Genomic DNA, 21,793 nt, shown 5'->3' with positions numbered 1-21,793 from the left:
CCGCGACACGCTCGCTTCGGCGACGGAGCGGACGACCTCGGCCGGCGAGGGATGGTCTGACGCTACCAGTCGGGTTTCTCGAGGTCCGTCACCCGCCGCCCCCGTCAGAGTTCGGTGATGACGATCTCCGAGAAGCGAGTCACTCCTGCTGTCACCGATCCGAAGGTGAACCGCAGCCGGAAGTGCGTCGCCCACGCAGGAGCGACCCGGTTCCAGGTCGTCTGCTGATAGGTCTTGCGGAAGGGAGCCTGCGCGTTCGCGCCGGCGAGGTCGAGATTCGACACCGGGCGAGCGCTGCTCCGAGCGACGATCGGGATCCCCGACGAGGACACGCCGGTCACGGCGACGAAGGATTCGGACACGTACATCGTGCCCGTCGACGTGGATCCCGCGATGGTGAAGTCGACGCCGTACAGCAGCCCCGCTGTGACGGGGACGTCGATGGAGACCGCCGGACCGGGACCGCCGGCCACTCGGGTCATCAGCAGCTGGTTGCCGCTGGTGGTCAGCGTCATGGACGGGCTGGTGGTGCGGCTCGTCGCGTCGGCGCCGTTGAGGAACGCGTCGACGGGCGCTGCGAGAGAGAAGTTCCCGTCGACGAGCTTGTTCGCCGCCTTCGAATGCAGAATCGACCCCTGCCCCGAACCGCTGCCGTTCCCGTCCGAGGTGACGTGCTGGCTGATACGGACCTTCGCAGTGCCACCGGCGAGATATCCCGATTTCATCTGCGTATTGAACATCGACAGTTGATGGACCTGGATTCCGCCGCCCCACCCTCCTGCAGTGGTCTCGAAGAGGTAGTTGGCCACCGGGACCTGATGGAAGAAGAGGTGTCCGCCTGAGATCGAGATCTGCGCAGCTGTACTCGACCCGGTGACGAACTGCGAGAGCGTGGAGTTCGCGCCGCTCTCGTTGATCTCGATATGCGGCTGGTGCAGGATCACCCGACCCGCGTCGACCTTCACGGCCTGCACGCAGAAGTCGATCGACGTCGAGACGAAGTGCAGCTCGCCGTTCGGGTTGGCGTTGTAGACGCCGAGGGTGCTGGTGCCGATACCACCGCCGATGAACTTGATGTTCTCGCCGTAGTTGACTCTGCCTGCGGGCATGGAAACGGCCGTCCTGCAGCGGAAGATGTGGAAGTTGTAGAAGCTGATCAGGAACGCATCGTTCTCGAAGGACACGCCGGTCCCGAAGCCCGAGATCTCCAGGCCCCAGAGTCCGAGCCCGCGCGTGGTGGCGGCAGTCGTGCTGTCGGTGTTGAACAGGATTCCGGTGCTGGCCGTCGCGGACGCTCCCGGCCCCAGCAGACGGAGTCCGGTGATCGCCGCCCTGTTGTTGGGGTAGCCGGACGTGGCACTGCCGATCACCGTGAGAGCAGGACCGCTGGTGATGGCGGTCGCATTCAGCGGACCGCAGGTGAACTCGAGCGAGATGTACGAGGAGTCGATCACGAGGGTGCGCGTGATCTTGAAGCTCTTCGAGATCGTCAACGTGACCTCTTGGCGAGCGGCGACGAAATAGTCGATCGCGGCACGGAGCTTGTCCTCGTCAGTGGTCCCGGCGAATTCGAGGTAGTTGTGGATTCCGTTGACGCGGGTCGCAGGTATAGTCTCGTCCGCGGCTTCCGCGGCGGGTGCGGCGACGACGGCGGCCGCGGCCGCGGCCCCTCCGTAGCGGAGGAACGTGCGGCGGGATCCGGGTCCTGTTTCGAGAGTCGTCGTCATCTCCTCATGCTCGGATCATCCCGCCATCGGCTGTCGACGGCCGCACCCCCCGACCGCGGAGGGAAGCAGAGGAGACTCTGTCGTTTTCCTGGAACGACGACGCGGATCCATGGTTCCGCCCCTAGAAGGGGGGCCCAAGGGGCGGATCCTTCTTCACGAGCGGCCGCTCTCACAGGATTGCAGGATCAGCAGCTTGCCGAACGCCAGCACCTGATAGACCACCGCCAGAGTCCACTCGCTCACCCGCCGCGGCTCGTCGACCGAGCCGACCGAGAACGGTGTGCGCAGGCAGCGAGACGCGATCGTGCGGACCCGGGTCACATGCGGAGTGGAGGTCATCAGTGCCACCGAGGTCCAGTCGTACTCCGAGGAGAGCGTGTTCAGCTCGGAGATCTCACCGCCCGTAGTGAACGGGGAGGGAGTGAAGCAGACGACTCTGACCTCCTCGCCGGCATCGCATTCGGCTCGGGCGAACGAACCGTTCTCCAGGCGCGGAGTCGAGAGCACGAGGGTGACATCCCGGTGCTCCTCGAGCAGAGCGAGCGCACGGCCGACCCTGCGATCAGTAGCAGGACCCAGCACCACGAGCGCATCGGCTCCCCCCACGGGATCGAGAACGGGGCGGACGAAGAGGGGCACCGCCACCGCGGCGAGCAGTGCGACGGCGAGGAGGACGGCGAGCCACGTGCGCCAGAGGATCCGCAGTGAGCGTGCGGCGGATCGATTCGGGACGACTCGTCGGAGGATCGTGCCGACCAGCGCCCCGACCGCCGTGCCCGCGAGAACCGAGAGGAGGCCGTACAGCACGCCACCGACCGACGGCGGAGTGACGATCATCTCGACGGTCGACGCCCCCTCGAGCAGCGCGAGCACTCCGAGTGCGGGGACGAAGGGGCGACGGCTGCTCGAGGCCACCAGCGCGGCTGCCGCCGCTGCAGCCGGTGAGGCGAGAGCGCAGACTGCGATCCCTTCTCCACCCAGGGCGTGGACGAGACCAGTCGGATCATGGGAGCGGGCGATCCGGACGAACTGCCGCGAGGAGTCCGATCCGAAGGGATCGGCGCAGACGAGCAGGAGCAGAAAGGCGAGGACCGCCGTGGTCCCGGCGACCCGCAGGCGCCACCGGCTCACCGGAGCCTCCCCGGCCGACCGTGTCACGCCCAGCAGCCCGCCTCCGCGGACGCGAGGCGATCGCGCTCGCGTGCGCGCCTGAGGACGGGAAGGACGGGGAGGTCCGAGAAGAGCGTCACAGGAGCGAACACTACCCAGGGGAAGGGACGAGGAGGACCTGAGCGGTCGGGCTTCCGCCGGATCCTCGCCGGCGGGTGGCACGCCGACAGGAGACGATGCGCAGGACTGCGGGTGGACGGGATCGCGACTCCGCCTCAAGCCCTCCGGGCCGGCCTCCGAGCCCGACGCCCCCGGGACCGCGTCCCCGGCGCCGCCTAGTCGTTGCCGAGGATGACGATGGCGGCAGTGGGGGGAAGCGCGTCCTCGTGATAGCGCTCGATCTCGTCGATGGCGGCGGGATCGGCCTGCTGAAGGAAATGGGTGAGTCGCGCGACCTCCTCCGTCTCGCCGATCGAGTCGGCGGCGCGGCGGAGGGCGTAGAGGGCGAGGAGGAAACCGCGGTTGGGTCCGTGGCGCCACGGGATGGGACCCTGGCCGCGCCAGCCGGCGGATCGCAGGAGGTCCAGACCGCGGTGGTAGCCGACGCGGGCGTAGGCGTAGGAGGGGAGGGCCGCGTCGATGCCCCAGACGCTGTCGGCGAGCAGTGCCCAGGCCAGCGGGGAGCGCGGGTGGGCGGCGGCGAGGGCGGCGAATTCGACGGCTCCCGGGTTCGCGTGCTTCGCGAGGGCCGCGGTGACCGCGGGCTCGTCGGGGAGGAGGGTCGGTTCGGGGCCCAGCAGGTTCTCGCCACTCATGCCTCCCAGGCTATCCCGCTCGCGGCTGTGCGGGTCCGGGGTCCGGCCGTCCGGCGCACGACGGTCGTCCCTCCACAGGGGCGTCAGCGGAGGGAGCCGGCCGGTTCGCCGGTCGTCGCCGTCGTGCGCGGGGGTGCCGCCGATAGCATCGACCCATGGCGACGAACCGCAGTGAAGTCGAGGCCTGGCTCACGGACATGGACGGCGTGCTGGTGCACGAGAACAAGGCGCTCCCCGGCGCGCCCGAGCTGATCCAGGAGTGGACCGATTCGGGCACGCCGTTCCTGGTGCTGACGAACAACTCGATCTTCACGCCGCGGGATCTGGCGGCGCGGCTGCGCGGGTCGGGGCTGCACGTGCCGGAGGAGCGGATCTGGACGAGCGCTCTGGCGACGGCGGACTTCTGCGCGTCGCAGAAGCCGGGCGGGAGCGCGTTCGTGATCGGCGAGGCGGGGATCACCACCGCGCTGCACGAGGCGGGCTTCATCATGACGGAGACGGCGCCGGACTACGTGGTCGTGGGCGAGACCCGCAATTACAGCTTCGAGGCGATCACGAAGGCGATCCGCCTGATCGTCGCGGGTGCGCGCTTCATCGTCACCAATCCCGATGCGACGGGGCCGAGCGCCGAGGGCGTGCTCCCGGCGACGGGGGCGATCGCGGCGCTCATCACGAAGGCGACGGGTAAGGATCCGTACGTCGTCGGCAAGCCGAACCCGATGATGTTCCGCTCGGCGATGAACAAGATCGGCGCGCACAGCGAGAACACCGGGATGATCGGCGACCGGATGGACACCGACATCGTCGCGGGCATCGAGGCGGGCCTGCACACCGTGCTGGTGCTGACGGGGATCAGCGACGAGGCCGAGATCGAGCGCTATCCGTTCCGCCCGGACGAGGTGCTGAGCGGGGTGCACGAGCTCCTGTCGTCGGAGCCGCTGGAGTCGGAGTTCCCGCCGGATTCAGCGGTCTGAGTCCCGGCAGCGGGCCGGGCGCCGGTTCCTGACACGGCACCGCGGCTCGCGGGGGTCAGAAGCGGACGTGCTGCAGCACCCAGGCGTGCATCGCGACGGCTGCCGCCGCCGAGGCGTTGATCGACCGGGTCGAGCCGAACTGCGTGATCTCGAGCACGGCCTCCGAGGCGGCGATCGCCTCCTCCGAGAGGCCGGGTCCCTCCTGCCCGAACAGCAGGAGGCAGCGCTCGGGGAGCCGGTAGGTCTCGAGCGGCACACAGCCGGGGACGTTGTCGACGGCGAGGAGGGGCACGTCCGCCTCCGCGGCCCACTGCACGAGGTCGGCCACCGTCTCGTGGTGCTGGACGTGCTGGTAGCGGTCGGTGACCATCGCGCCGCGCTTGTTCCACCGCCGCCGGCCGACGATGTGGACGCCCTCCGCGCCGAACGCGTTCGCGCTGCGGACGATCGAGCCGATGTTCATGTCGTGCTGCCAGTTCTCGATCGCGACGTGGAACGGGTGCCGCGTGCGGTCGAGCTCCGCGACGATCGCGTCCATCCGCCAGTAGCGGAAGCGGTCGACCACGTTGCGCGCGTCGCCACGCTCCAGCAGCTCCGGGTCGAGGCGGTCGTCCTCGGGCCGCTCGCCCTGCCAGGGGCCGACGCCGTTCGTGGTGAGCTCCACGGAGGCGGTGGGTCCGGTCGCGGGGGTCGCCTCGTTCTCCTGCACGACGAGCGATCCTACTGGGCGCTCCGCGGCTCGGCCGGGTGCACCGGGCCGGTGCCCGGCGGCGTCCTCCGAGGCCCGAGCGACGGCGCGCGTCAGGCCGCGGGGGTGCCGGCGAGGGAGCCGGTCAGCTCGCCGCCGCCCGCCCGGTCGACGAAGCAGTAGTAGCTGCGCTCGCCCGCGTCCCACTGCTCCTGGGTGACGGGGAACGCACCGGCGACCTGCACGTCGCCGTAGGTCTCGGCCGCGGCGACGTCCACGACGCCCTGCGCCTGGCAGAGCGAGGAGACGGTGACGGCCAGGGCGTCCTGGCCGGGGAACACCGCGTCTGTCAGCTCCGCGGTGGCGACGAGCTGGGCGGAGTGGGCCCCCGCGCAGTCCACGACGGTGAACTCCTCCGCCCAGACGGAGTCGAAGGGCTCGACGCACTCGCCGCCGAGGAGCGCGCTCCAGGCCCAGGTGCCGACGGGCAGCGGTCCGACGGTCGGGAGGGTCGCGGTCGGCGTGGGCGAGGGGGTCGGCTCCGCCGTGGGCGTCTCGCTGACGACCGGGACGGCCTGCGGCTCTGCTCGGCCGCCGGCGCTCCCGACGGCGATGCCGATCGCGAAGAGCCCGGCGAGGAGGATCACCGCACCCGCCGCGATCAGGCCGATCAGGAGCCGGCGTCGGCTGAGCGTGCGCCATGCGGGCGCTCCGGCGGGCGCCGAGTCGCGCTCGCGGCTCTCGGGTCGGGACCGGGCGGAGCGGCGCTTCCGCGGCGGAGCGGCGTTGACGTGGGCGGCCGCGGGAGCGGTGCGGAAGGGCGCGGGCTCGGCGCGGTCGGCGGGCTCGGCGGCCGGCTCGAGGTTCCACGAGTAGGCGCCGGCGGTCTCGCGCCACAGCTCCTCGTCGCCGCCGTCATCGTCGGGCTCGTCCTGCGGAGCGACGACCTGCTCCCACACGGGCGGCTGGTCCCAGTCCCCTCGCGGGTCGGGCCACTCGTAGACGGCGGGCGGAGTCGGCTCGCGCGGAGTCGGAGGGGTGGCGCCGACCGGGCGTCCGTCGGCGGGGTAGGGGACGCCGGAGCGGCCCGCCGGGTCGACGTCGGCCGAGGATCCGGCATCGGGCTCGTCGTCCGGCCGGTGCGCGCTGCGCAGTCCGGCGGGGGCGGTCGGCAGGTCGGCGGGAGGGTCGGTGTGCGGCAGGACCGGGCGCACGGAGTCCGCCCCGCGGCGGTGCACCTCGGTGCGGCCGGCATCGGTGGAGGCGTCGGAGCCGGAGCCGTCGGCGTTGTCGTCGCGGAGGGGGGCGAAGAACGCGTCGAAGGCGTCCTCGTCGGAGTCGTCCTCGTCGGACACGTCCGCGTCGGAGGCACTCGTCTCGCGGGCAGTCGTCCCACCGGCACCCGTCTCGCGGGCACTCGCCTCGCGGGCATCCGTCTCGGGCGCTCCCACGGCGCGGGCTCCCGCGTCGGGGACTCCCGTGTCGCCGCCCCGAGAGCTCCGTCCCTCGGCGGAGACGCCGTCGCGGTCGGAGGAGCGCTCCGGCTCCACGACCGTTCCGCGGTCGGCGTCGGCGTCCTGCACCTCCACCCGAGCGGAGTCGTCCGCGGGTTTCGGGAGGTCGCCGCCGGCCTCCTCGGCGGCGGGCGTCGCGCTCAGCACGGGCTCCCCCGGCCACAGGCCGACCGGAGCGGCGGGGGCACGGGGCGGCGCGGCGTCGGAGTCGCTGTCGCTGTCGCTCGACGACGGTCCGGCCGCGTCGGCGGAGGAGGCCGACTCGCTCGCAACGCTCCGCTCCTCCGCTGACGCGTGGGCCTCGTCGGTTGCGGACTCAGCAGGACCGGACGTCCGCTCCGCGCGCGACTCCTCCACGGGAGGGACGGGGCGGGGCGAGTCGAAGATGCTCTTCAGGCGGCCGCCGCTGAGCTGCTGGAGCAGCCACTCGCTGCTGCCGACGGGACGCTCCGGCTCGGGTCGCTCCGGCTCGGCACGCTCCGGCTCGGAGGCCTCCGATCCGGCAGGCTCCGGCTCGCGGCCCTCGGACCCGCGGCGCTCCGGCTCCGGGTGCTCGCCGCCTCCCGGGCCCCCGCCGCGTCCCCCCTCGTCGACCATCAGCTCAGGCCGAGGTCGGCCAGACCGATCGCGGCGAAGTACGGGTAGCCGGCGTCCTCGATGATCTCGCGGGCACCGGTCGCGCGGTCGACGACGACGGCGACTCCTGCGATCTCGGCGCCGACCTTCAGCAGGGCCTCGATCGCCTTCAGCGGCGAGCCGCCGGTGGTGGACGTGTCCTCGACGACGACGACGCGCTTGCCCTCGAGGTCGGGGCCCTCGACCTGCCGGCCGCGGCCGTGGTCCTTGGGCTCCTTGCGCACGACGAACGCGTCGTAGGCGAGACCGCGGGCGGCGCCCTGATGGAGGATCGCGGCGGCGATCGGGTCGGCTCCCATGGTGAGGCCGCCGACGGCGTCGACGCGCTCGAGCGGCGCGATGAGGTCGAGCATGACCTGCCCGATCAGCGGCGCGACCCGGTGGTCGAGGCTCACGCGGCGCAGGTCGACGTAGTACGACGCCTTCTTGCCGCTCGTGAGGGTGAAGTCCCCGTGGAAGACGGCGTCGGAGCCGATGTACTCGATGAGCTGCTGGCGTGCGTCGGTCACGCGCCTACTCTACGGGGCGACCCCTCCCCCGCTCGGGAGCGCGCCCGCTGCGGCGTGCTCGCCCGCCTCGTCGCCTCCTCCGCGGAACTGCGTCATGTAGAGCTCGTAGTAGGCGCCGCGCTGCTTCAGGAGCGCCTCGTGCGCGCCCTGCTCGACGATCCGGCCCGACTCCATCACCAGGATGGTGTCGGCGTCGCGGATCGTGGAGAGCCGGTGCGCGATGACGAACGAGGTCCGGTCGGTGCGCAGCGCGTTCATCGCGTGCTGCACGAGCAGCTCCGTGCGGGTGTCGACCGAGGAGGTGGCCTCGTCGAGGATCAGCAGCGACGGGTTCGCGAGGAACGCGCGCGCGATCGTGATCAGCTGCCGCTCGCCCGCCGAGACGCTGCCGCCGTCGGCGTCCAGCACCGTGTCGTAGCCGTCGGGCAGCTGGCGCACGAAGCGGTCGACCATGGTGGCCTTCGCCGCATCGACGATCTCCTCGTCGGTCGCGTCCAGGCTCCCGTAGCGGATGTTCTCGCGGATGGTGCCCTGGAAGAGCCACGCGTCCTGCAGCACCATGCCCACGCGCGAGCGCAGATCGCCGCGCGCGAGGCTCGTGATGTCGACGCCGTCGAGCAGGATGCGCCCTCCGGTGAGCTCGTAGAAGCGCATGACCAGGTTGACCAGCGTGGTCTTCCCCGCCCCGGTCGGACCGACGATGGCGACCGTCTGCCCGGGCTGCGCGGAGAAGGTCAGGTCCTCGATCAGCGGCTGCTCCGGGTCGTACGAGAACGAGACGCCCTCGAACTCCACGTGGCCGTCGGTGCGCTGCGGGAGCGACGCGGTCGCCGTCTCCGGCTCCTGCTCCTCGGCGTCGAGCAGCTCGAACGTGCGCTCGGCCGAGGCGACGCCGGACTGCAGCATGTTCGCCATGCTCGCCAGCTGGGTCACCGGCTGGGTGAACTCGCGCGAGTACTGGATGAACGCGGTCGCGTCGCCGAGCGTGAGCTGACCGGAGGCGACCCGCAGGCCGCCGACCACGGCGATGAGCACGTAGGAGAGGTAGGAGACGAAGGTCATCGCGGGCATGATCATGCCCGAGACGAACTGGGCGCCGAACGAGGCGGTGTAGAGGCTGTCGTTGCGGCGGTCGAACTCCTCGAGCATCTCGCGGTCGCGGCCGAAGGCGCGGACGATCTCGAGCCCGGAGAAGGTCTCCTCGATGTGGCCGTTGAGCGCGCCCGTGTTCTTCCACTGGGCGGCGAAGAGCTTCTGGGAGCGGGCGCCGATCACGCCCGCGATCACGCCCGAGAGCGGGATCGAGATCAGCGCGATCAGCGCGAGCTGCCACGAGACGATGAACATCATCGCGGCGATGCCGATGATGGTGAGCACCGACTGCACCAGCTGCGAGAAGGCCTGCTGCAGCGCCGTCTGGATGTTGTCGACGTCGTTCGTGACGCGCGACATCACGTCGCCGCGCTGCCGGGTGTCGAAGAAGCGCAGCGGGAGGCGGTTAAGCTTCGCCTCGATGTCCTGACGGAGGCCGAAGACCACCCGCATCACGAGGCCGTTGAGGATGTAGCCCTGCGCCCACATGAGCACCGACGCGACGACGTACATCAGCAGCACGATGATGATCAGGCGGCCGAGGACCACGAAGTCGATGCCCGCGCCGGGCACGATGTCGGTCTTGGCCAGCATGTCGGCGAAGGTGCCGTTGCCCGAGGCGCGCTGCTGCTCGATGATCTGCTCGAGCGGGACGCCGGCGGGGAGCTGGGAGCCGATCACGCCGTTGAAGATCGTGTCCATCGCCTGCCCGAGGATCTTGGGCGCGATGACGGTGAGGACGACCGACAGCGAGACCAGGGCGACCACGAGGACCATCCGGGCGCGCTCGGGGCCGAGCAGCGAGAAGAGGCGCTTGGCCGAGGGCCAGAAGTTCTGCGCCTTGCGGGCGGGCGGCCCGTCCCCGAACATGCCGCCGTCACCCTCGCCGGGCTCGAACTCGGGCTCGGGGGACGTCGTCTCCTCGGGGGCGGTGGTGTCGCGTGTGCGCGCCATCTCAGGACACTCCTTCGACGCTCAGCTGGGATTCGACGATCTCGCGGTAGGTCGCGTTCGTCTCGAGGAGCTCGTCGTGCGTGCCGCGGCCGACGACGCGGCCCGCGTCGAGCACGACGATCTGGTCGGCGTGGCGGATGGTCGACACCCGCTGGGCCACGATGATCACGGTCGCGTCGGTGGTGGCGTCGGCCAGCGACTCCCGCAGCCGCGCATCGGTCGCGACGTCGAGCGCCGAGAACGAGTCGTCGAACAGGTAGACCCGCGGCTTCGCGACGAGGGCCCGCGCGATGCAGAGCCGCTGGCGCTGCCCGCCGGAGACGTTGGTGCCGCCCTGCGAGACCGGCTCGTCGAGCCCGTGCTCCTTGCTCCGCACGAAGTCCTCGCCCTGGGCGATGCGCAGCGCCTCCCACAGCTCGGCGTCCGTCGCGTCGGGGCGGCCGAAGCGCAGGTTCGAGGCGATCGTCCCCGAGAAGAGGTAGGGGCGCTGGGGCACGAGCCCGATCACCTCGGCGAGCTGCGCCCGGTCGAGGGAGGAGACGGGCACGCCGTCGATCGTGACGGTGCCCTCCTGCGGGTCGAACAGGCGCGGCACGAGGCCGAGCAGGGTCGTCTTGCCGGCGCCGGTGGAGCCGACGACGGCCGTGGTGCGGCCCGGCTCCGCGACGATGTCGATGCCCGAGAGCACGGGGCGCTCGGCGCCCGGGTAGCCGAAGACGACCCCGGAGAACTCGACGCGGCCGCGCGCGGGCGTCGGGACTCCGCCCTCGGGCGTGGTGAGGCTGGTGCGGGCGTCGAGCACCTGCTGGATCCGCTCGGCGCAGACGACCGCGCGGGGGATCATCATCACCATGAAGACGCCCATCATCACGGCGGTGAGGATCTGGAGGAGGTACTGCAGGAACGCGGTGAGCGAGCCCACCTGCATCTGACCGGCGTCGACCCGCTGCCCGCCGAACCACAGCACGGCCGCGGTGGCCAGGTGCAGGATCATCATGATCGCGGGGAACATCAGCACGAAGATGTTGCCGACCTTGATCGACACCTCGGTGATCGCCGCGTTGGCCTTGCGGTACCGCTCGGACTCGAACGGCTCGCGCACGAAGGCGCGCACCACGCGGATGCCCGTGATCTGCTCGCGCAGCACGCTGTTGATCCCGTCGATCCGGTCCTGCATGAGGCGGAACAGCGGCAGCAGCAGGAACACCAGGAAGCCGACCACGACGAACAGCAGCGGCACCGACACCCAGACGAGCCAGGAGAGGCCGGCGTCCTCGCGCAGGGCGAAGACGATGCCGCCGACGCACATGATCGGCGCGGAGACCATGAAGTTGAGGGTCATCAGCACGAGCATCTGCACCTGCTGCACGTCGTTCGTGCCGCGGGTGATCAGGGTGGCCGTGCCGAAGCCGCCGACCTCGAGCCCGCTGAGCGAGTCGACGCGGCGGTAGACGTCGCGGCGCAGGTCGCGGCCGACGGACATGGCGGTGCGGGCGCCGAAGTAGACGGCTCCGATCGCCGCGGCGACCTGCACGACGCAGACGCCGAGCATGGTCATGCCGGTTCCCCAGATGAAGTCGGTGTCGCCGCGGCCGATGCCCTGGTCGATGATCTCGGCGTTGAGGCTCGGCAGGTAGAGCGCGGCGAGCGTCGCGACGAGCTGCAGCACGACGACGGCGGCCACCCAGCGCGCGTAGGGCTTCGCGTAGGCGGAGGCGAGGCGGAGCAGGATCATGGGTCCTCCGGAGGGGCGGAGCAGGAGCGGGAGGGGAGGGGACCGGGCTGGGGAGCGCGGAGCGCCGGGGAGCCCGTCGGGCCCGCACGGCGCGGGCGGCGGCGGCGTCCGGACGGCACAACGAACGGCCGGTCGGGACGGCGCTAGACAACCATCGACCACCGACACCGGTTCCGCAATCCGCCGAGGGGATGACTCCCCCGGCCCGCGGCCGCCGGGACGCGCGGAGGACGCGCAGGAGACGTGTCGGCGGCGGCTCCTACACTTCCAGGATGCGCATCGCCACCTGGAACGTGAACTCCATCCGGGCCCGCACCGGCCGCGTCGTCGACTGGCTCGTGCGCGAGGACGTGGACGTCCTCGCCATGCAGGAGCTCAAGTGCAAGCCCGAGCAGTTCCCGCACGAGGCCTTCGCCGAGGCCGGCTACCACGTCGAGATGGTCGGGCTCAGCCAGTGGAACGGCGTCGGCATCGCCTCGCGCCTGCCGATGGAGGACGTGCAGGTCGGCTTCCCGGGCATGCCCGGCTTCGCGAAGGAGGCGGCGGCCGACGGCTCCTACCCGCTCGAGGCCCGCGCGATCGGCGCGACGGTCGACGGCGTGCGCGTCTGGAGCCTCTACGTCCCGAACGGCCGCGCGGTCGACGACCCGCACTACCTCTACAAGCTCGAGTGGCTCGCGGCCCTCGAGGCGAGCACCCGCGAGTGGCTGGCCGCCGAGCCCGACCTGCCGCTCGCCCTGGTCGGCGACTGGAACGTCGCGCCGCTCGACAGCGACGTGGGCGATCCGAGCCTCGGCCCCGGATCCACGCACGTCTCGATCCCCGAGCGCGCCGCCTTCGCCGCCTTCGAGGACGCGGGCCTGCGCGACGTCGTCCGCCCCCTCGTGCCCGAGGGCTACACCTACTGGGACTACAAGCAGCTCCGCTTCCCGCGCAACGAGGGGCTGCGGATCGACTTCGTGCTCGGCTCCCCCGCGTTCGGCGAGCTCGTCACCGGCGCCTCGATCCACCGCGACGAGCGCAAGGGCGACGCCCCGAGCGACCACGTCCCGGTGGTGGTCGATCTCGACCTGGAGACGACCCTCGACGACGACCGCCCGATGATCTTCTGAGCATGGCCTCGTCGAAGAAGAAGCGCGCGCGGGCCCAGGCCGCCTCGGCCGGTGCCTCCCGCCCCGCCTCCCGACCCGCGACGGCACGCCCTGCGACCGCCCGCCCTGCGACCGCCCGTCCCGCAGCCGCGCACGACGAGTTCCGGTCCGACGCCTACCGCTCGGTGGGCGAGATCATCGCCGCCGGGAAGCCGCGCCGGCGCCGCTGGGACCTCGTGCTCTCGATCCTCGGCTGCCTCGCCCTCGGCCTGCTCACGATCGTGCTCGGCTACCTCGCCGCGATCCTCTCGGTCTTCCCCGCGCAGTGCGAGGGCCAGAACTTCGCCTGCGACTTCGACCGGATCGACTGGGGCGTCTCGATCGCGCTGATCGGGCCGCCCGCGCTGACACTGATCGCCGTGGCCGTGACGGTCGTGCGCTACCTCGTGGGCCGTCGCGCGTTCCTCGTGCCGGTCATCGGGTTCGTGCTCTGCATCGCCACCGCGTTCCTCGCCTCCTCGCTCGTGACGAGCTCGATCCCCGGGTCGGCGCTGGTCTAGCACCGACCCGGGGGCGCGTCAGCGGTCGGGCGGGCGGCGCTGGTCCAGCACCGACCGGGGGCGCGTCAGCGGTCGGCGCGGTCAGCGCTGGTCCAGCACCGACCCGGGGCGCCGACCGCCGGCGAGGTCAGCCGCAGGCGGGCTCGTCGTTCAGCGTCACCGCGGTGGGGTTGATCATCGGGGTCACCCGCACGGTCTGGTCGCCGAAGCCGGAGGCGTCGCCGGCGCTGAACTGCACGTCGAACGTCTCGGACTGGCCGGGCGAGAGCTGCACGGCGACCTTCGAGACGGGACGGCCGAGGTCGTCGAGGCTCTCGGGTCCGTAGCCGGTGCCGTCGGCCCAGGCCGCGCTCGACACCGTGGTCCCGGGAGGGCCGTAGACGTAGATGTTGGTGACGAAGTCGCCCAGGGGGTACGCACCGCGCCCGCCGGCCGCGGCGACGTAGCCGGGCAGCGTCCGAGCGACCGCCTTCGAGATCGTGTTGGTCACGGTGACGGAGGTGGTGAAGACCGCGCCCGAGGCGGCGCACCGGCCCGCGCTCGACTGCGTGACCGCCGTGCTCAGGTAGTAGTCCATCTTCGAGCCGCCCGAGGCGTCCTGGAAGAACACTCCGGTGGTCGTGCCGTCGGTCGTCGTCTGCGGCAGGACCCCCGCGATCGGCGTGGGCGCGAGGAGCGCCTGCTCGTCGGCGTCGGAGCTGTAGGCGAGGATGCGGCTCTCGTCGACCGCCTTCACGATCGCCGGGAGCATCTTCGTCGGCTCCATCTCCCCGCCGAGGATCTTGCCCAGGACCGTCGCGCTCGCCTCCGAGAAGAACTCGTCGGTGCGCTCGGCCACGACCGACTCCGGGTAGCGGAAGTAGACCTCGTTGAGCAGGGTCGAGACGGTGTTCTCGCTCGTGAGGACCGTGCCGTCGGTGAGGGTCACGGGCCCGGTCGAGCCGAGGAGGTAGGAGAGGGCGACGGGGTCGATCGCGAGGACGCCGTCGATCCTCTGCTCGGGGAACTTCTGCGCCCAGAACTGCGAGGCGATCGAGGCGGCCGTCGGGAAGTCGGGGCGGCTGGTCGAGACGTTGAAGGTCGTCGCCATGTTCTCGCCGATGGTGTCGAGCGCGCTCTGGTCGACGGTGACGGGCGCCAGACCGCGGAAGTCGCCGCTGCCCAGCTGACGGCCGATCGATATCGCGCCGCCGTCGACGTCGAGCTGCATCACCGACGACGCGCCGCCGCCCAGAGCCTGCGACTCCGCCAGGTTCTGGAACATCACCAGGTAGTGGCGCGGACCGGACGCTCCGAGGGAGTCGGGGAGGATCGCGGTGAGCGGCTCGACCTGCTCCATCGCCGCGGTCGCGGTGGCCAGCTGCGGAGTGAAGGAGTCGAGGGCCGAGGCGACCTGCGGCACCAGCGGGCCGCGGTCGATGCCCTCGACGCGGGTCTGCGCCGCGTCGACGACCTCCTTGGCGACGGTGATCTTCTGCGACAGCTCGGTGATCGCCGCGAGGTCGACCCTGCCGTCGACGGGCTTGAGGATGTCGAGCGAGGTCGTGGAGAGCGGCGTGACGATCCGGCCGGAGACGTCGTCGGCGATCTCGGTCGCGGCGCGGACCGCGGACAGGTTCGGCCCGAGGACGGGCACCACCTCCATCACCCGCCACACCGGGTCCTCGGTCTCGTCGCGCGCCTCGCCGGTGAGGGTCGCGATCCGGCCCGCGATCTCCTCCGCCCCGGAGGTGTCGAACGTCGTCAGCCTGTCCGTCACCTGCGACACCAGCGGGATCGCCTCGGTCAGCTTGTCGCGGACGGTCATCGCCTTGTCGTAGGTGCGCACGCCGAGGAGCATCGCGACGACGGCGCCGATCAGCAGGACCAGGAGGACGATCAGCGTGATCCAGAGGCCGCGACGGCGGCGCGGCCTGCCGCGGGCGGAGCGGTCGGCGGACGTGGTGGTGCTCATTCGAGAGAGCCTAAGCGACGGTCGGCGGAGTGCGACCGGGCCCGCGCCACCGGCCCCGTCCCAGGACGAGGGACACGCGACGCGGATGCGCGGGCCGTCCGGCGCCTCCGCCGGGCCCGAGCGGGAGCCGGGGATGCTGCTCCGCTCAGCCCAGCAGGAGGGACACCCCGATGAGCACGGGCACCGCGGCGACCGTGGTCACGAGGGCCGTGTCGCGGGCGACGGCGACGCCCCGGTCGTAGCGCGAGGCGAAGGTGAAGATGTTCTGCGCGGTCGGCAGCGCGGCGGTCACCGTCACCACGAAGAGGTGCTCGGAGTCGAGGTGGAACGCGAAGCGCCCCAGCAGCAGCGCGACCGCCGGCATCACCAGCGACTTGAGCACGGAGGCGACGACCACCTCGACCCGCGCCGGCCCCGCCTCCAGCGGCCGCTGCCCGCGCAGCGACATCCCGAAGGCGATCAGCACCAGCGGGATCGACGCGTTGCCGATGATCGAGAACGGCTGCAGCACGGGCGCGGGCAGCTCGACGCCGGTGAGGGCGACGACGAGGCCGAGGGCGGAGGCGATGATCATCGGATTCCGCAGCGGCTGCGTGAGGATCGCGCCGACCGAGGTCCGCCCGCTCGTCGAGACGTCGAGCAGCGTCAGGATCGTCGGCGCGAGGACGATCAGCTGCAGGAGGAGCGTCGGGGCCACCCACTGCGGATCGCCCAGCACGTAGATGGCGACCGGCAGCCCGATGTTGTTGGCGTTGACGTAGGAGGAGGCCGCGGTCCCGATCACCGTCTCCGGCAGCGGGCGGGGGAAGAGCAGCCGCGAGGCCAGCACGTAGAGCAGGGCGACGGTCAGCACCGTCAGGAGCGAGACGAGCAGGAACGAGGAGAAGAGGACGGAGACGTCGGCCCGCGACAGCACGGTGAACAGCAGCGCCGGCGTCGTGACGAAGAAGGCGATCCGCGACAGGATCAGCCGGCTCTCGGGCGGGACGATCCGGAACCGCGCGATCAGGTAGCCGACCGCGATGACGACCCCGATGATCGAGAAGCCGGTGAGCACGCCCTCCACGCCGCCGCCTCCCCGCCGCGGCCCGTCCGCTGTCGCGCCTCCACCCTAGGCAGTGGCCGGGCGTTGCAGCGCCGGCGGGACGCGCCTACGGTGTGCGGCATGCCGCATCTCGAGGTCCCCGGCGCGAGCCTCTACTGGGAGGCGGACGGCCACGCCTCCGCGCCCGCCCTGCTGCTCGTGCACGCGGGCATCGCCGACCTGCGGATGTGGGACCCGCTCGTCCCCGACCTCTCGCGCGACCGGCTGGTGGTCCGCTACGACGTCCGCGGCGCGGGCGGAACGAGCACGGAGGACGTGGAGTACGACCCGCGCCGGGACGCCCTGGACGTGCTCGACCACCTCGGGGTCGAGCGCGCGGTGGTCGTCGGCTGCTCGCGGGGCGGGACGCTCGCGCTCGACCTGGCGCTCGAGCATCCGGAGCGGGTGACCGGCCTGGTCGTGATCGCGCCGGGCCTGGCGGGCTTCGACTACCCCGCGCTGACGGCGGAGGAGGAGCGGCGCTTCGGGGAGGTCGAGGCGCTGGAGCTCGCGGGCGAGCGGGAGGCCGCGGCGATCGTCGAGGCGGAGCTCTGGGCCGTGGGTCCCGACCGCTCCGCGGACGACGTGGCTCCGGAGTTCCTTGCGCGGGTCCGGGAGCTCGCGCTCACGGGCGTCGGCCACGAGGCGGAGGCCCCCCGCCCGATCGATCCCTCCGGGCCGGCGGGCGAGCGGCTCGGGGAGATCGCCGTGCCGACCCTCGTCGTGGCGGGCGCGCACGACCTCTCCGAGTCGCTGCCGGTCTGCGAGCACCTCGCCGCCGAGGTGGGCGGTGCCGAGCTGCACGTGCTCGAGGACGCGGCGCACCTGCCCGGCCTCGAGCACCCCGAGGAGTTCCTCGCGGTGCTGCGGCCGTGGCTGGAGCGCCACGGGATCTGATCAGGCCACGGCGGCCAGGTCGAACGCCCAGTCCACGTAGAGCTCCGGCGGTTCGCCCTGCTCGACGAGGTCGATCCGGTCGAAGCCGGCCTCGACGCAGGTCGCGCCCGCGTCCAGGTCGCTCTCCGCCACGAAGGCGTGCACGAAGCGGGGCACGGGGAACGCCGCCGCCTCCTCGAGCAGCATCCGCACGGAGGCCGCGGTGATGCCGCGGGCGTGCGGAGCGATGCTCCACGCCGCCTCGTAGGCGACGACGCCGCGCGAGCAGCCGTACCAATAGCCGATGGAGCCGACGGAGAGTCCGTCCAGCTCGACCACGTAGAAGAACGCGTCGCCGTCCGCCCAACCGCGCAGGTAGCGGTCGTGGCGCACGAGGATCTCGCTCTCGCTCTCGAGTCCGCCGCCCGCGTGCGCGAGGGTGTCGCGCAGGACGGAGGCGTCCGCCTGCGGCCAGGGGAGCAGGCGGAGGTTCTCGGGGTGGTGGTCGATGCTGGCTGTTCTCTGGTCGCTTCCGGGTTCGGGTCCCGTCACGCGCTCCGATCCTCTCTCTCAGGATGGCTCGCCGATCGAGCGCGCCGCCAGGGTGTTCGGCGCGCCTGTCCGATCGGATGTCTCCGCACTCGGGATGCGGACACGGTGTCGCCCCATTTTCGACCCGATCAGGGGAGGGAAACGGAAGCGGTGAGGAATCTAGCCCCGGACGGGGGGTGGCACCTGCACAACACCTGGGCAGCCGCTGACCGCGGGGCCTCCGAGGGGCGGCGGAGACGTGCGCCCGCCCCCGCGAGATCGCCGCTTCGCTCCGCTGAGACGCAAGAAAAGCGCGCGCAGGAGCCCATACGCTCGGAGTCGGAGCGCGTTCCGCTCCTGCAGCCCCGTATCACCAGCGTGAGGAGGATCACCATGTCGCAAGCCGTGCAGAGCACCGTCGTCGGAGAACCCGAGGTCGTCGAGGACCGCGTGGAGGAGTCCGCCGCCTGGCTCGACCTGAAGGCGGCCGCCGCCGGGCTGCAGCCGCTCCAGTCCCAGGACGGCTCGCTCGCCGATCCCGAGCGGCTCGAGGAGGCGCGCACCCTCGTCGAGCGGATCGTCGCCGGCGTCCGCACCCTCGCCCCCGCGTTCCCGCACGACGCCGCGTACCTCGACGCGCTGGTCGTCGACCTCGAGCGCTGGAGCGCCGGCGGACTCGGCCTGCCCGACTTCCTCGACTCGCTCACCGCGTTCCAGCCGCAGCTCGAGCGCGTCGACGGCCGCCGCCACCTCGTCGTCTTCCCCATGTACACCCAGAACGGCAGCCGCGACCGCCACGTCGAGGCCGTCCTCGTCGAGGTCGTCTGGCCGCGGTTCGTCGCCGAGCTGGAGGCCGGGGACTACTCCAACGCCCTCTTCGTGCCCGTGCGCTTCGTCGACTTCACCGCCGGCTACGACACCGACAGCGCTGTGCTGTTCCCCGAGACGGTCGCGATGCGCTCCGTCCCGTCCTTCACCTGGGGCGCGATCTTCGCCGACCGCGAGGCGGCCCGGTTCCGCCGCGTCGTCACGGAGGCGGCCCGGATCACCCGTCTCGAGCTCCCGGAGGACGCGCAGCGCCTGGTGGCCGACCAGCGCCTGGCGGAGGAGTCCTTCGTGATGTGGGACCTCATCCACGACCGCACCCACATGCGCGGCGACCTGCCGTTCGACCCGTTCATGATCAAGCAGCGGATGCCCTTCTTCCTCTACTCGCTGGAGGAGCTGCGGTGCGACCTCACCGCCTTCCGCGAGGCCGTCGCCATCGAGCGCCGCCTCGGCGCGCTCGACCGCCGCGACGACGAGGAGGAGGCGCTGGCCGAGCGCTCGCGCTTCGTGCAGTACGCGATCCTGTTCGACCGGCTCTTCCGCTTCCCGCTCACCGGGTCGCGGGTGCGCAACTACGACGGCCTCGGCGGCCAGCTGCTCTTCGCCTGGCTGCACCAGCACGGCGTCCTGCACTGGACCGACACCCGGCTGGCGTTCGAGTGGGACGGCGTCGCCGACGTGGTCGTCGCCCTCTCGGACGCGATCGACGAGCTCTACTGGCGCTCGATCGACCGGCCGAAGACGGCGCACTGGCTGGCCGCGCACGAGCTGATCGCGGCCACTCTCACTCCGCACCCCGCCTCCGCCTGGGCCCGCGGGCTCCCGGACGAGGTGCTGCTCGGCGCCCCGCGCGGGCTCACCGACGCGGTGCTGGACGACGAGTTCCCGCTGTCGATGTTCTACGAGGCCCTCGGGAAGAAGATGGGCGACGTCATCGCCTCGACCCGGGGCATCACCGGCCGGGACTGACGTCGCGCCCGGGAGGCGGCGGGGTGCGCTCCTCCGCCTCCCGGGGCCCCGTCCGACCGGCGTCGGTTAGCGTGGGGCGCATGCCCTCAGGTGACGGAGCCGCGGACCCGCTCGACGCGGGCTGGATCCGGCGAGCGCCGAGCCGGGCCGGATACGTGCGCGACGCGGTCACCGCGGGGATCCTGCTGGTGGCGACGGTCGTCTCCGTCGCGCTGTACTCCTCGGCGGGATTCCCGGACGCGGCGCACCCCGTCGTCAGCGCCCACTGGGCCGTCCTGATGACCCTTCCCCTCGCGCTGCGCCGCCGGTTCCCCGCGAGCGTGGCGGCCGGGCTCTCCGTCGTCTACGCGCTCGGGATCGTGCTCCAGGTGCCGGAGTCGCTCTTCGGCCAGATATGCCTGTTCCTCGCGCTCTACACGGTCGGCGCGTGGGGCCGGAACCGGCGCACGGCGCTCGTCGTCCGAGTGGCGATCGCGGTCGGGATGCTGGGCTGGCTGCTCACCACCCTCGCCACGGGCGAGTACTTCGGCAGCTCCGTGCCGGTCGACGACTCCCCCGGGCTGCTCTCGCCCTACGCGGCGGAGTCGGCCCTCGCGGTCGTGTCGAACCTGCTCTACTTCGGCAGCGCCTACGTCTTCGGCGAGGCGTCGTGGCAGTCGGCCCGCCGGCTGGAGGCGCTCGAGACGCGCACGGCCGAGCTCGACGATGAGCGGGAGCGCTCCTCCCGGCAGGCCGTGTCCTCCGAGCGGCTGCGGATCGCGCGCGAGCTGCACGACGTGGTCGCGCACCACGTCAGCGTGATGGGCGTGCAGGCGGGAGCGGCGCGGCGGGTGCTGGCGCGGGATCCGGAGCGGGCGGCGGCATCGCTCAGCGCCATCGAGGGCGACGCGCGCTCGGCGATCGAGGAGCTGCACCGCATCCTGGTCGCGCTGCGCGCCGAGGACGCGGTCCCGAATCCGCTCACCGACGCCGCGTCCACCCGCGGGGTGGCCCAGCTCGAGGAGCTGGTCGCGGCGTCCAGCGGGTCGGGCCTGCCCACCGTCTTCCTCACCCTCGGCACGCCCCGCGAGATCCCCGCGACGGTGGGGCTCAGCCTCTACCGCATCGCGCAGGAGTCGCTCACGAACGTCCGCAAGCACGCGGGGCGCGGCGCGCACGCCGAGGTGCGCCTCCGCTACGCCCCCGACGCGGTCGAGCTCGAGATCGCCGACGACGGCGGGTCCGGCCCGCACCCGAGCGCTCCCGCCTCCTGCGGACTGGGGCACACCGGCATGAGCGAGCGCGCGGCCGCGGTCGGCGGCTGGATCGAGATGGGGCCGAGGGGCGGAGGGTACCTCGTGCACGCCCGGGTGCCGCTGTCCCCCGTCCGGGCGAGCGTGCCGGACGCCGACGACCCGGTACCGTCGTCGGAGACGTCGCGGGGGCGTCAGGAGCGAGCGAGCGGGGGCCGCCCATGACCGAGCACGTGCGCGTGCTGCTCGTCGACGACCAGGAGCTCGTCCGCGTGGGCTTCCGCATCATCCTCGAGTCGGAGCCGGGGATCGAGGTGGTCGGCGAGGCCCGCACCGGGCTCGAGGCCCTGCAGCGCGCCTCCGAGCTGCGCCCCGACGTGATCTGCATGGACGTGCAGATGCCCGGCCTCGACGGCCTGGCCGCGACCCGCGAGATCGTGGCCGACCCGCGCCTGTGCTCGCGGGTGCTCATCCTCACCACCTTCGACCGCGACGACTACCTCTTCGAGGCGCTCTCGGCCGGCGCCAGCGGGTTCCTGCTCAAGAACGCATCGCCGGAGGAGCTGGTCGAGGCCGTGATGGTGGTCGCCCGCGGCGACGCGATGCTCGCCCCCGACGTCACCCGGCGCGTGATCGAGCGGTTCGCGTCCGTGCCCGAGCGCACGCCGGCCGCCGCCGCCGACCACTCCGGAGTGGCCGACCTGACGGACCGCGAGCGCGAGGTGCTCGTGCACCTGGCGCGGGGCTGGTCGAACGCCGAGATCGCGGCCGAGCTGTTCGTGGGCGAGGCGACCGTGAAGACGCACGTCTCGAAGATCCTCATGAAGCTCGGCGTGCGCGACCGGATCCAGGCGGTCGTGTTCGCCTACGAGCACGGGATCGCGGTACCGGGGCGCCCCTGAGCGGTCGGCCGG

The 21,793-nt window shown here is 72.0% G+C and carries 18 protein-coding genes; 7 read left to right on the top strand and 11 right to left on the bottom strand.

Going from position 1 to position 21,793, the window contains the following annotated elements:
• Positions 1–104: 104 nt before the first annotated feature.
• From C5C37_RS07330 to C5C37_RS07320, 3 genes are all read right to left on the bottom strand, one after another.
• A complete protein-coding gene (locus tag C5C37_RS07330; RefSeq protein WP_104222798.1) occupies positions 105–1,727 on the bottom strand; it encodes a twin-arginine translocation signal domain-containing protein in 1,623 nt (540 codons plus the stop codon).
• A 153-nt stretch (positions 1,728–1,880) separates the two neighbouring features.
• Complete coding sequence (locus C5C37_RS07325) at positions 1,881–2,858, bottom strand: ElyC/SanA/YdcF family protein (protein WP_104269030.1); 978 nt, start codon at positions 2,856–2,858, stop codon at positions 1,881–1,883.
• A 314-nt stretch (positions 2,859–3,172) separates the two neighbouring features.
• Positions 3,173–3,652: a DUF3151 domain-containing protein gene (locus tag C5C37_RS07320; protein WP_104222800.1), complete on the bottom strand. Its 480-nt coding sequence runs from the start codon at positions 3,650–3,652 to the stop codon at positions 3,173–3,175.
• 155 nt (positions 3,653–3,807) lie between these two features.
• Here C5C37_RS07320 and C5C37_RS07315 point away from each other — a divergent pair, with 155 nt between their 5' ends.
• Positions 3,808–4,626, top strand: coding sequence for an HAD-IIA family hydrolase (locus tag C5C37_RS07315; RefSeq protein WP_104225721.1), 819 nt, complete (start codon positions 3,808–3,810; stop codon positions 4,624–4,626).
• 55 nt (positions 4,627–4,681) lie between these two features.
• Here C5C37_RS07315 and C5C37_RS17855 read toward each other — a convergent pair whose 3' ends face one another.
• The 5 genes from C5C37_RS17855 to C5C37_RS07290 all read right to left on the bottom strand — a co-directional run bounded on the left by C5C37_RS17855 (position 4,682) and on the right by C5C37_RS07290 (position 11,754).
• Positions 4,682–5,335 carry a TrmH family RNA methyltransferase gene (locus C5C37_RS17855; RefSeq protein WP_104225722.1) on the bottom strand — a complete coding sequence of 218 codons (654 nt, stop codon included), beginning with the start codon at positions 5,333–5,335 and terminating at the stop codon, positions 4,682–4,684.
• 92 nt (positions 5,336–5,427) lie between these two features.
• A complete protein-coding gene (locus C5C37_RS17850; protein WP_104338727.1) occupies positions 5,428–7,425 on the bottom strand; it encodes a hypothetical protein in 1,998 nt (665 codons plus the stop codon).
• On the bottom strand, positions 7,425–7,973 hold the full coding sequence (gene pyrE / locus C5C37_RS07300; protein ID WP_104225724.1) for an orotate phosphoribosyltransferase: 549 nt from the start codon (positions 7,971–7,973) through the stop codon (positions 7,425–7,427). The genes C5C37_RS17850 and pyrE overlap by 1 nt, the downstream gene beginning before the upstream one ends.
• Positions 7,974–7,982: 9 nt before the next feature.
• Positions 7,983–10,019 carry an ABC transporter ATP-binding protein gene (locus tag C5C37_RS07295; RefSeq protein ID WP_104338726.1) on the bottom strand — a complete coding sequence of 679 codons (2,037 nt, stop codon included), beginning with the start codon at positions 10,017–10,019 and terminating at the stop codon, positions 7,983–7,985.
• A gap of 1 nt (position 10,020) precedes the next feature.
• A complete protein-coding gene (locus tag C5C37_RS07290) occupies positions 10,021–11,754 on the bottom strand; it encodes an ABC transporter ATP-binding protein (protein ID WP_104239193.1) in 1,734 nt (577 codons plus the stop codon).
• Positions 11,755–12,026: 272 nt separating this feature from the next.
• Between C5C37_RS07290 and C5C37_RS07285 the strand changes: the two genes are divergently transcribed.
• Together C5C37_RS07285 and C5C37_RS07280 are read left to right on the top strand one after the other, a co-directional pair.
• Positions 12,027–12,866, top strand: coding sequence for an exodeoxyribonuclease III (locus tag C5C37_RS07285; RefSeq protein ID WP_104297341.1), 840 nt, complete (start codon positions 12,027–12,029; stop codon positions 12,864–12,866).
• A gap of 2 nt (positions 12,867–12,868) precedes the next feature.
• Positions 12,869–13,405 carry a hypothetical protein gene (locus C5C37_RS07280; protein ID WP_104260953.1) on the top strand — a complete coding sequence of 179 codons (537 nt, stop codon included), beginning with the start codon at positions 12,869–12,871 and terminating at the stop codon, positions 13,403–13,405.
• Between the two features lie 127 nt (positions 13,406–13,532).
• Here C5C37_RS07280 and C5C37_RS07275 read toward each other — a convergent pair whose 3' ends face one another.
• Together C5C37_RS07275 and C5C37_RS07270 are read right to left on the bottom strand one after the other, a co-directional pair.
• Positions 13,533–15,359 (bottom strand): DUF4012 domain-containing protein, encoded by a 1,827-nt coding sequence (locus C5C37_RS07275; RefSeq protein ID WP_104338725.1) that lies wholly within the window; start codon positions 15,357–15,359, stop codon positions 13,533–13,535.
• 145 nt (positions 15,360–15,504) lie between these two features.
• Entirely contained in the window at positions 15,505–16,425 is a 921-nt protein-coding gene (locus tag C5C37_RS07270; RefSeq protein WP_104222809.1) for an AEC family transporter, read from the bottom strand.
• 99 nt (positions 16,426–16,524) lie between these two features.
• Here C5C37_RS07270 and C5C37_RS07265 point away from each other — a divergent pair, with 99 nt between their 5' ends.
• Positions 16,525–17,340 (top strand): alpha/beta fold hydrolase, encoded by an 816-nt coding sequence (locus C5C37_RS07265; protein ID WP_104273543.1) that lies wholly within the window; start codon positions 16,525–16,527, stop codon positions 17,338–17,340.
• On the opposite strand, the gene C5C37_RS07260 is transcribed toward C5C37_RS07265, so the two are convergent.
• Positions 17,341–17,871: a hypothetical protein gene (locus tag C5C37_RS07260; protein ID WP_104222811.1), complete on the bottom strand. Its 531-nt coding sequence runs from the start codon at positions 17,869–17,871 to the stop codon at positions 17,341–17,343.
• Between the two features lie 372 nt (positions 17,872–18,243).
• Between C5C37_RS07260 and C5C37_RS07255 the strand changes: the two genes are divergently transcribed.
• The 3 genes from C5C37_RS07255 to C5C37_RS07245 all read left to right on the top strand — a co-directional run bounded on the left by C5C37_RS07255 (position 18,244) and on the right by C5C37_RS07245 (position 21,781).
• The gene (locus tag C5C37_RS07255; RefSeq protein ID WP_104338724.1) at positions 18,244–19,647 is read left to right on the top strand and encodes a DUF6421 family protein; all 1,404 of its coding nucleotides are present in this window, start codon (positions 18,244–18,246) and stop codon (positions 19,645–19,647) included.
• 80 nt (positions 19,648–19,727) lie between these two features.
• The gene (locus C5C37_RS07250) at positions 19,728–21,104 is read left to right on the top strand and encodes a sensor histidine kinase (protein WP_104234378.1); all 1,377 of its coding nucleotides are present in this window, start codon (positions 19,728–19,730) and stop codon (positions 21,102–21,104) included.
• A complete protein-coding gene (locus C5C37_RS07245) occupies positions 21,101–21,781 on the top strand; it encodes a response regulator transcription factor (RefSeq protein ID WP_104338723.1) in 681 nt (226 codons plus the stop codon). The genes C5C37_RS07250 and C5C37_RS07245 overlap by 4 nt, the downstream gene beginning before the upstream one ends.
• The last annotated feature ends 12 nt before the right edge of the window (positions 21,782–21,793 follow it).

The organism is Rathayibacter sp. AY1F9, from assembly GCF_002932155.1.
Taxonomy (GTDB): domain Bacteria; phylum Actinomycetota; class Actinomycetes; order Actinomycetales; family Microbacteriaceae; genus Rathayibacter.
This window is presented reverse-complemented; position numbering and strand designations above follow the sequence as displayed.

Bases quoted from the DNA above. Each gene is read 5' to 3' on its own strand.
- C5C37_RS07330 (WP_104222798.1), bottom strand. From the start codon at position 1,727: ATGACGACGACTCTCGAAACAGGACCCGGATCCCGCCGCACGTTCCTC.
- C5C37_RS07320 (WP_104222800.1), bottom strand. From the start codon at position 3,652: ATGAGTGGCGAGAACCTGCTGGGCCCCGAACCGACCCTCCTCCCCGAC.
- C5C37_RS07315 (WP_104225721.1), top strand. From the start codon at position 3,808: ATGGCGACGAACCGCAGTGAAGTCGAGGCCTGGCTCACGGACATGGAC.
- C5C37_RS17850 (WP_104338727.1), bottom strand. From the start codon at position 7,425: ATGGTCGACGAGGGGGGACGCGGCGGGGGCCCGGGAGGCGGCGAGCAC.
- C5C37_RS07295 (WP_104338726.1), bottom strand. From the start codon at position 10,019: ATGGCGCGCACACGCGACACCACCGCCCCCGAGGAGACGACGTCCCCC.
- C5C37_RS07290 (WP_104239193.1), bottom strand. From the start codon at position 11,754: ATGATCCTGCTCCGCCTCGCCTCCGCCTACGCGAAGCCCTACGCGCGC.
- C5C37_RS07285 (WP_104297341.1), top strand. From the start codon at position 12,027: ATGCGCATCGCCACCTGGAACGTGAACTCCATCCGGGCCCGCACCGGC.
- C5C37_RS07280 (WP_104260953.1), top strand. From the start codon at position 12,869: ATGGCCTCGTCGAAGAAGAAGCGCGCGCGGGCCCAGGCCGCCTCGGCC.
- C5C37_RS07275 (WP_104338725.1), bottom strand. From the start codon at position 15,359: ATGAGCACCACCACGTCCGCCGACCGCTCCGCCCGCGGCAGGCCGCGC.
- C5C37_RS07265 (WP_104273543.1), top strand. From the start codon at position 16,525: ATGCCGCATCTCGAGGTCCCCGGCGCGAGCCTCTACTGGGAGGCGGAC.
- C5C37_RS07255 (WP_104338724.1), top strand. From the start codon at position 18,244: ATGTCGCAAGCCGTGCAGAGCACCGTCGTCGGAGAACCCGAGGTCGTC.
- C5C37_RS07250 (WP_104234378.1), top strand. From the start codon at position 19,728: ATGCCCTCAGGTGACGGAGCCGCGGACCCGCTCGACGCGGGCTGGATC.
- C5C37_RS07245 (WP_104338723.1), top strand. From the start codon at position 21,101: ATGACCGAGCACGTGCGCGTGCTGCTCGTCGACGACCAGGAGCTCGTC.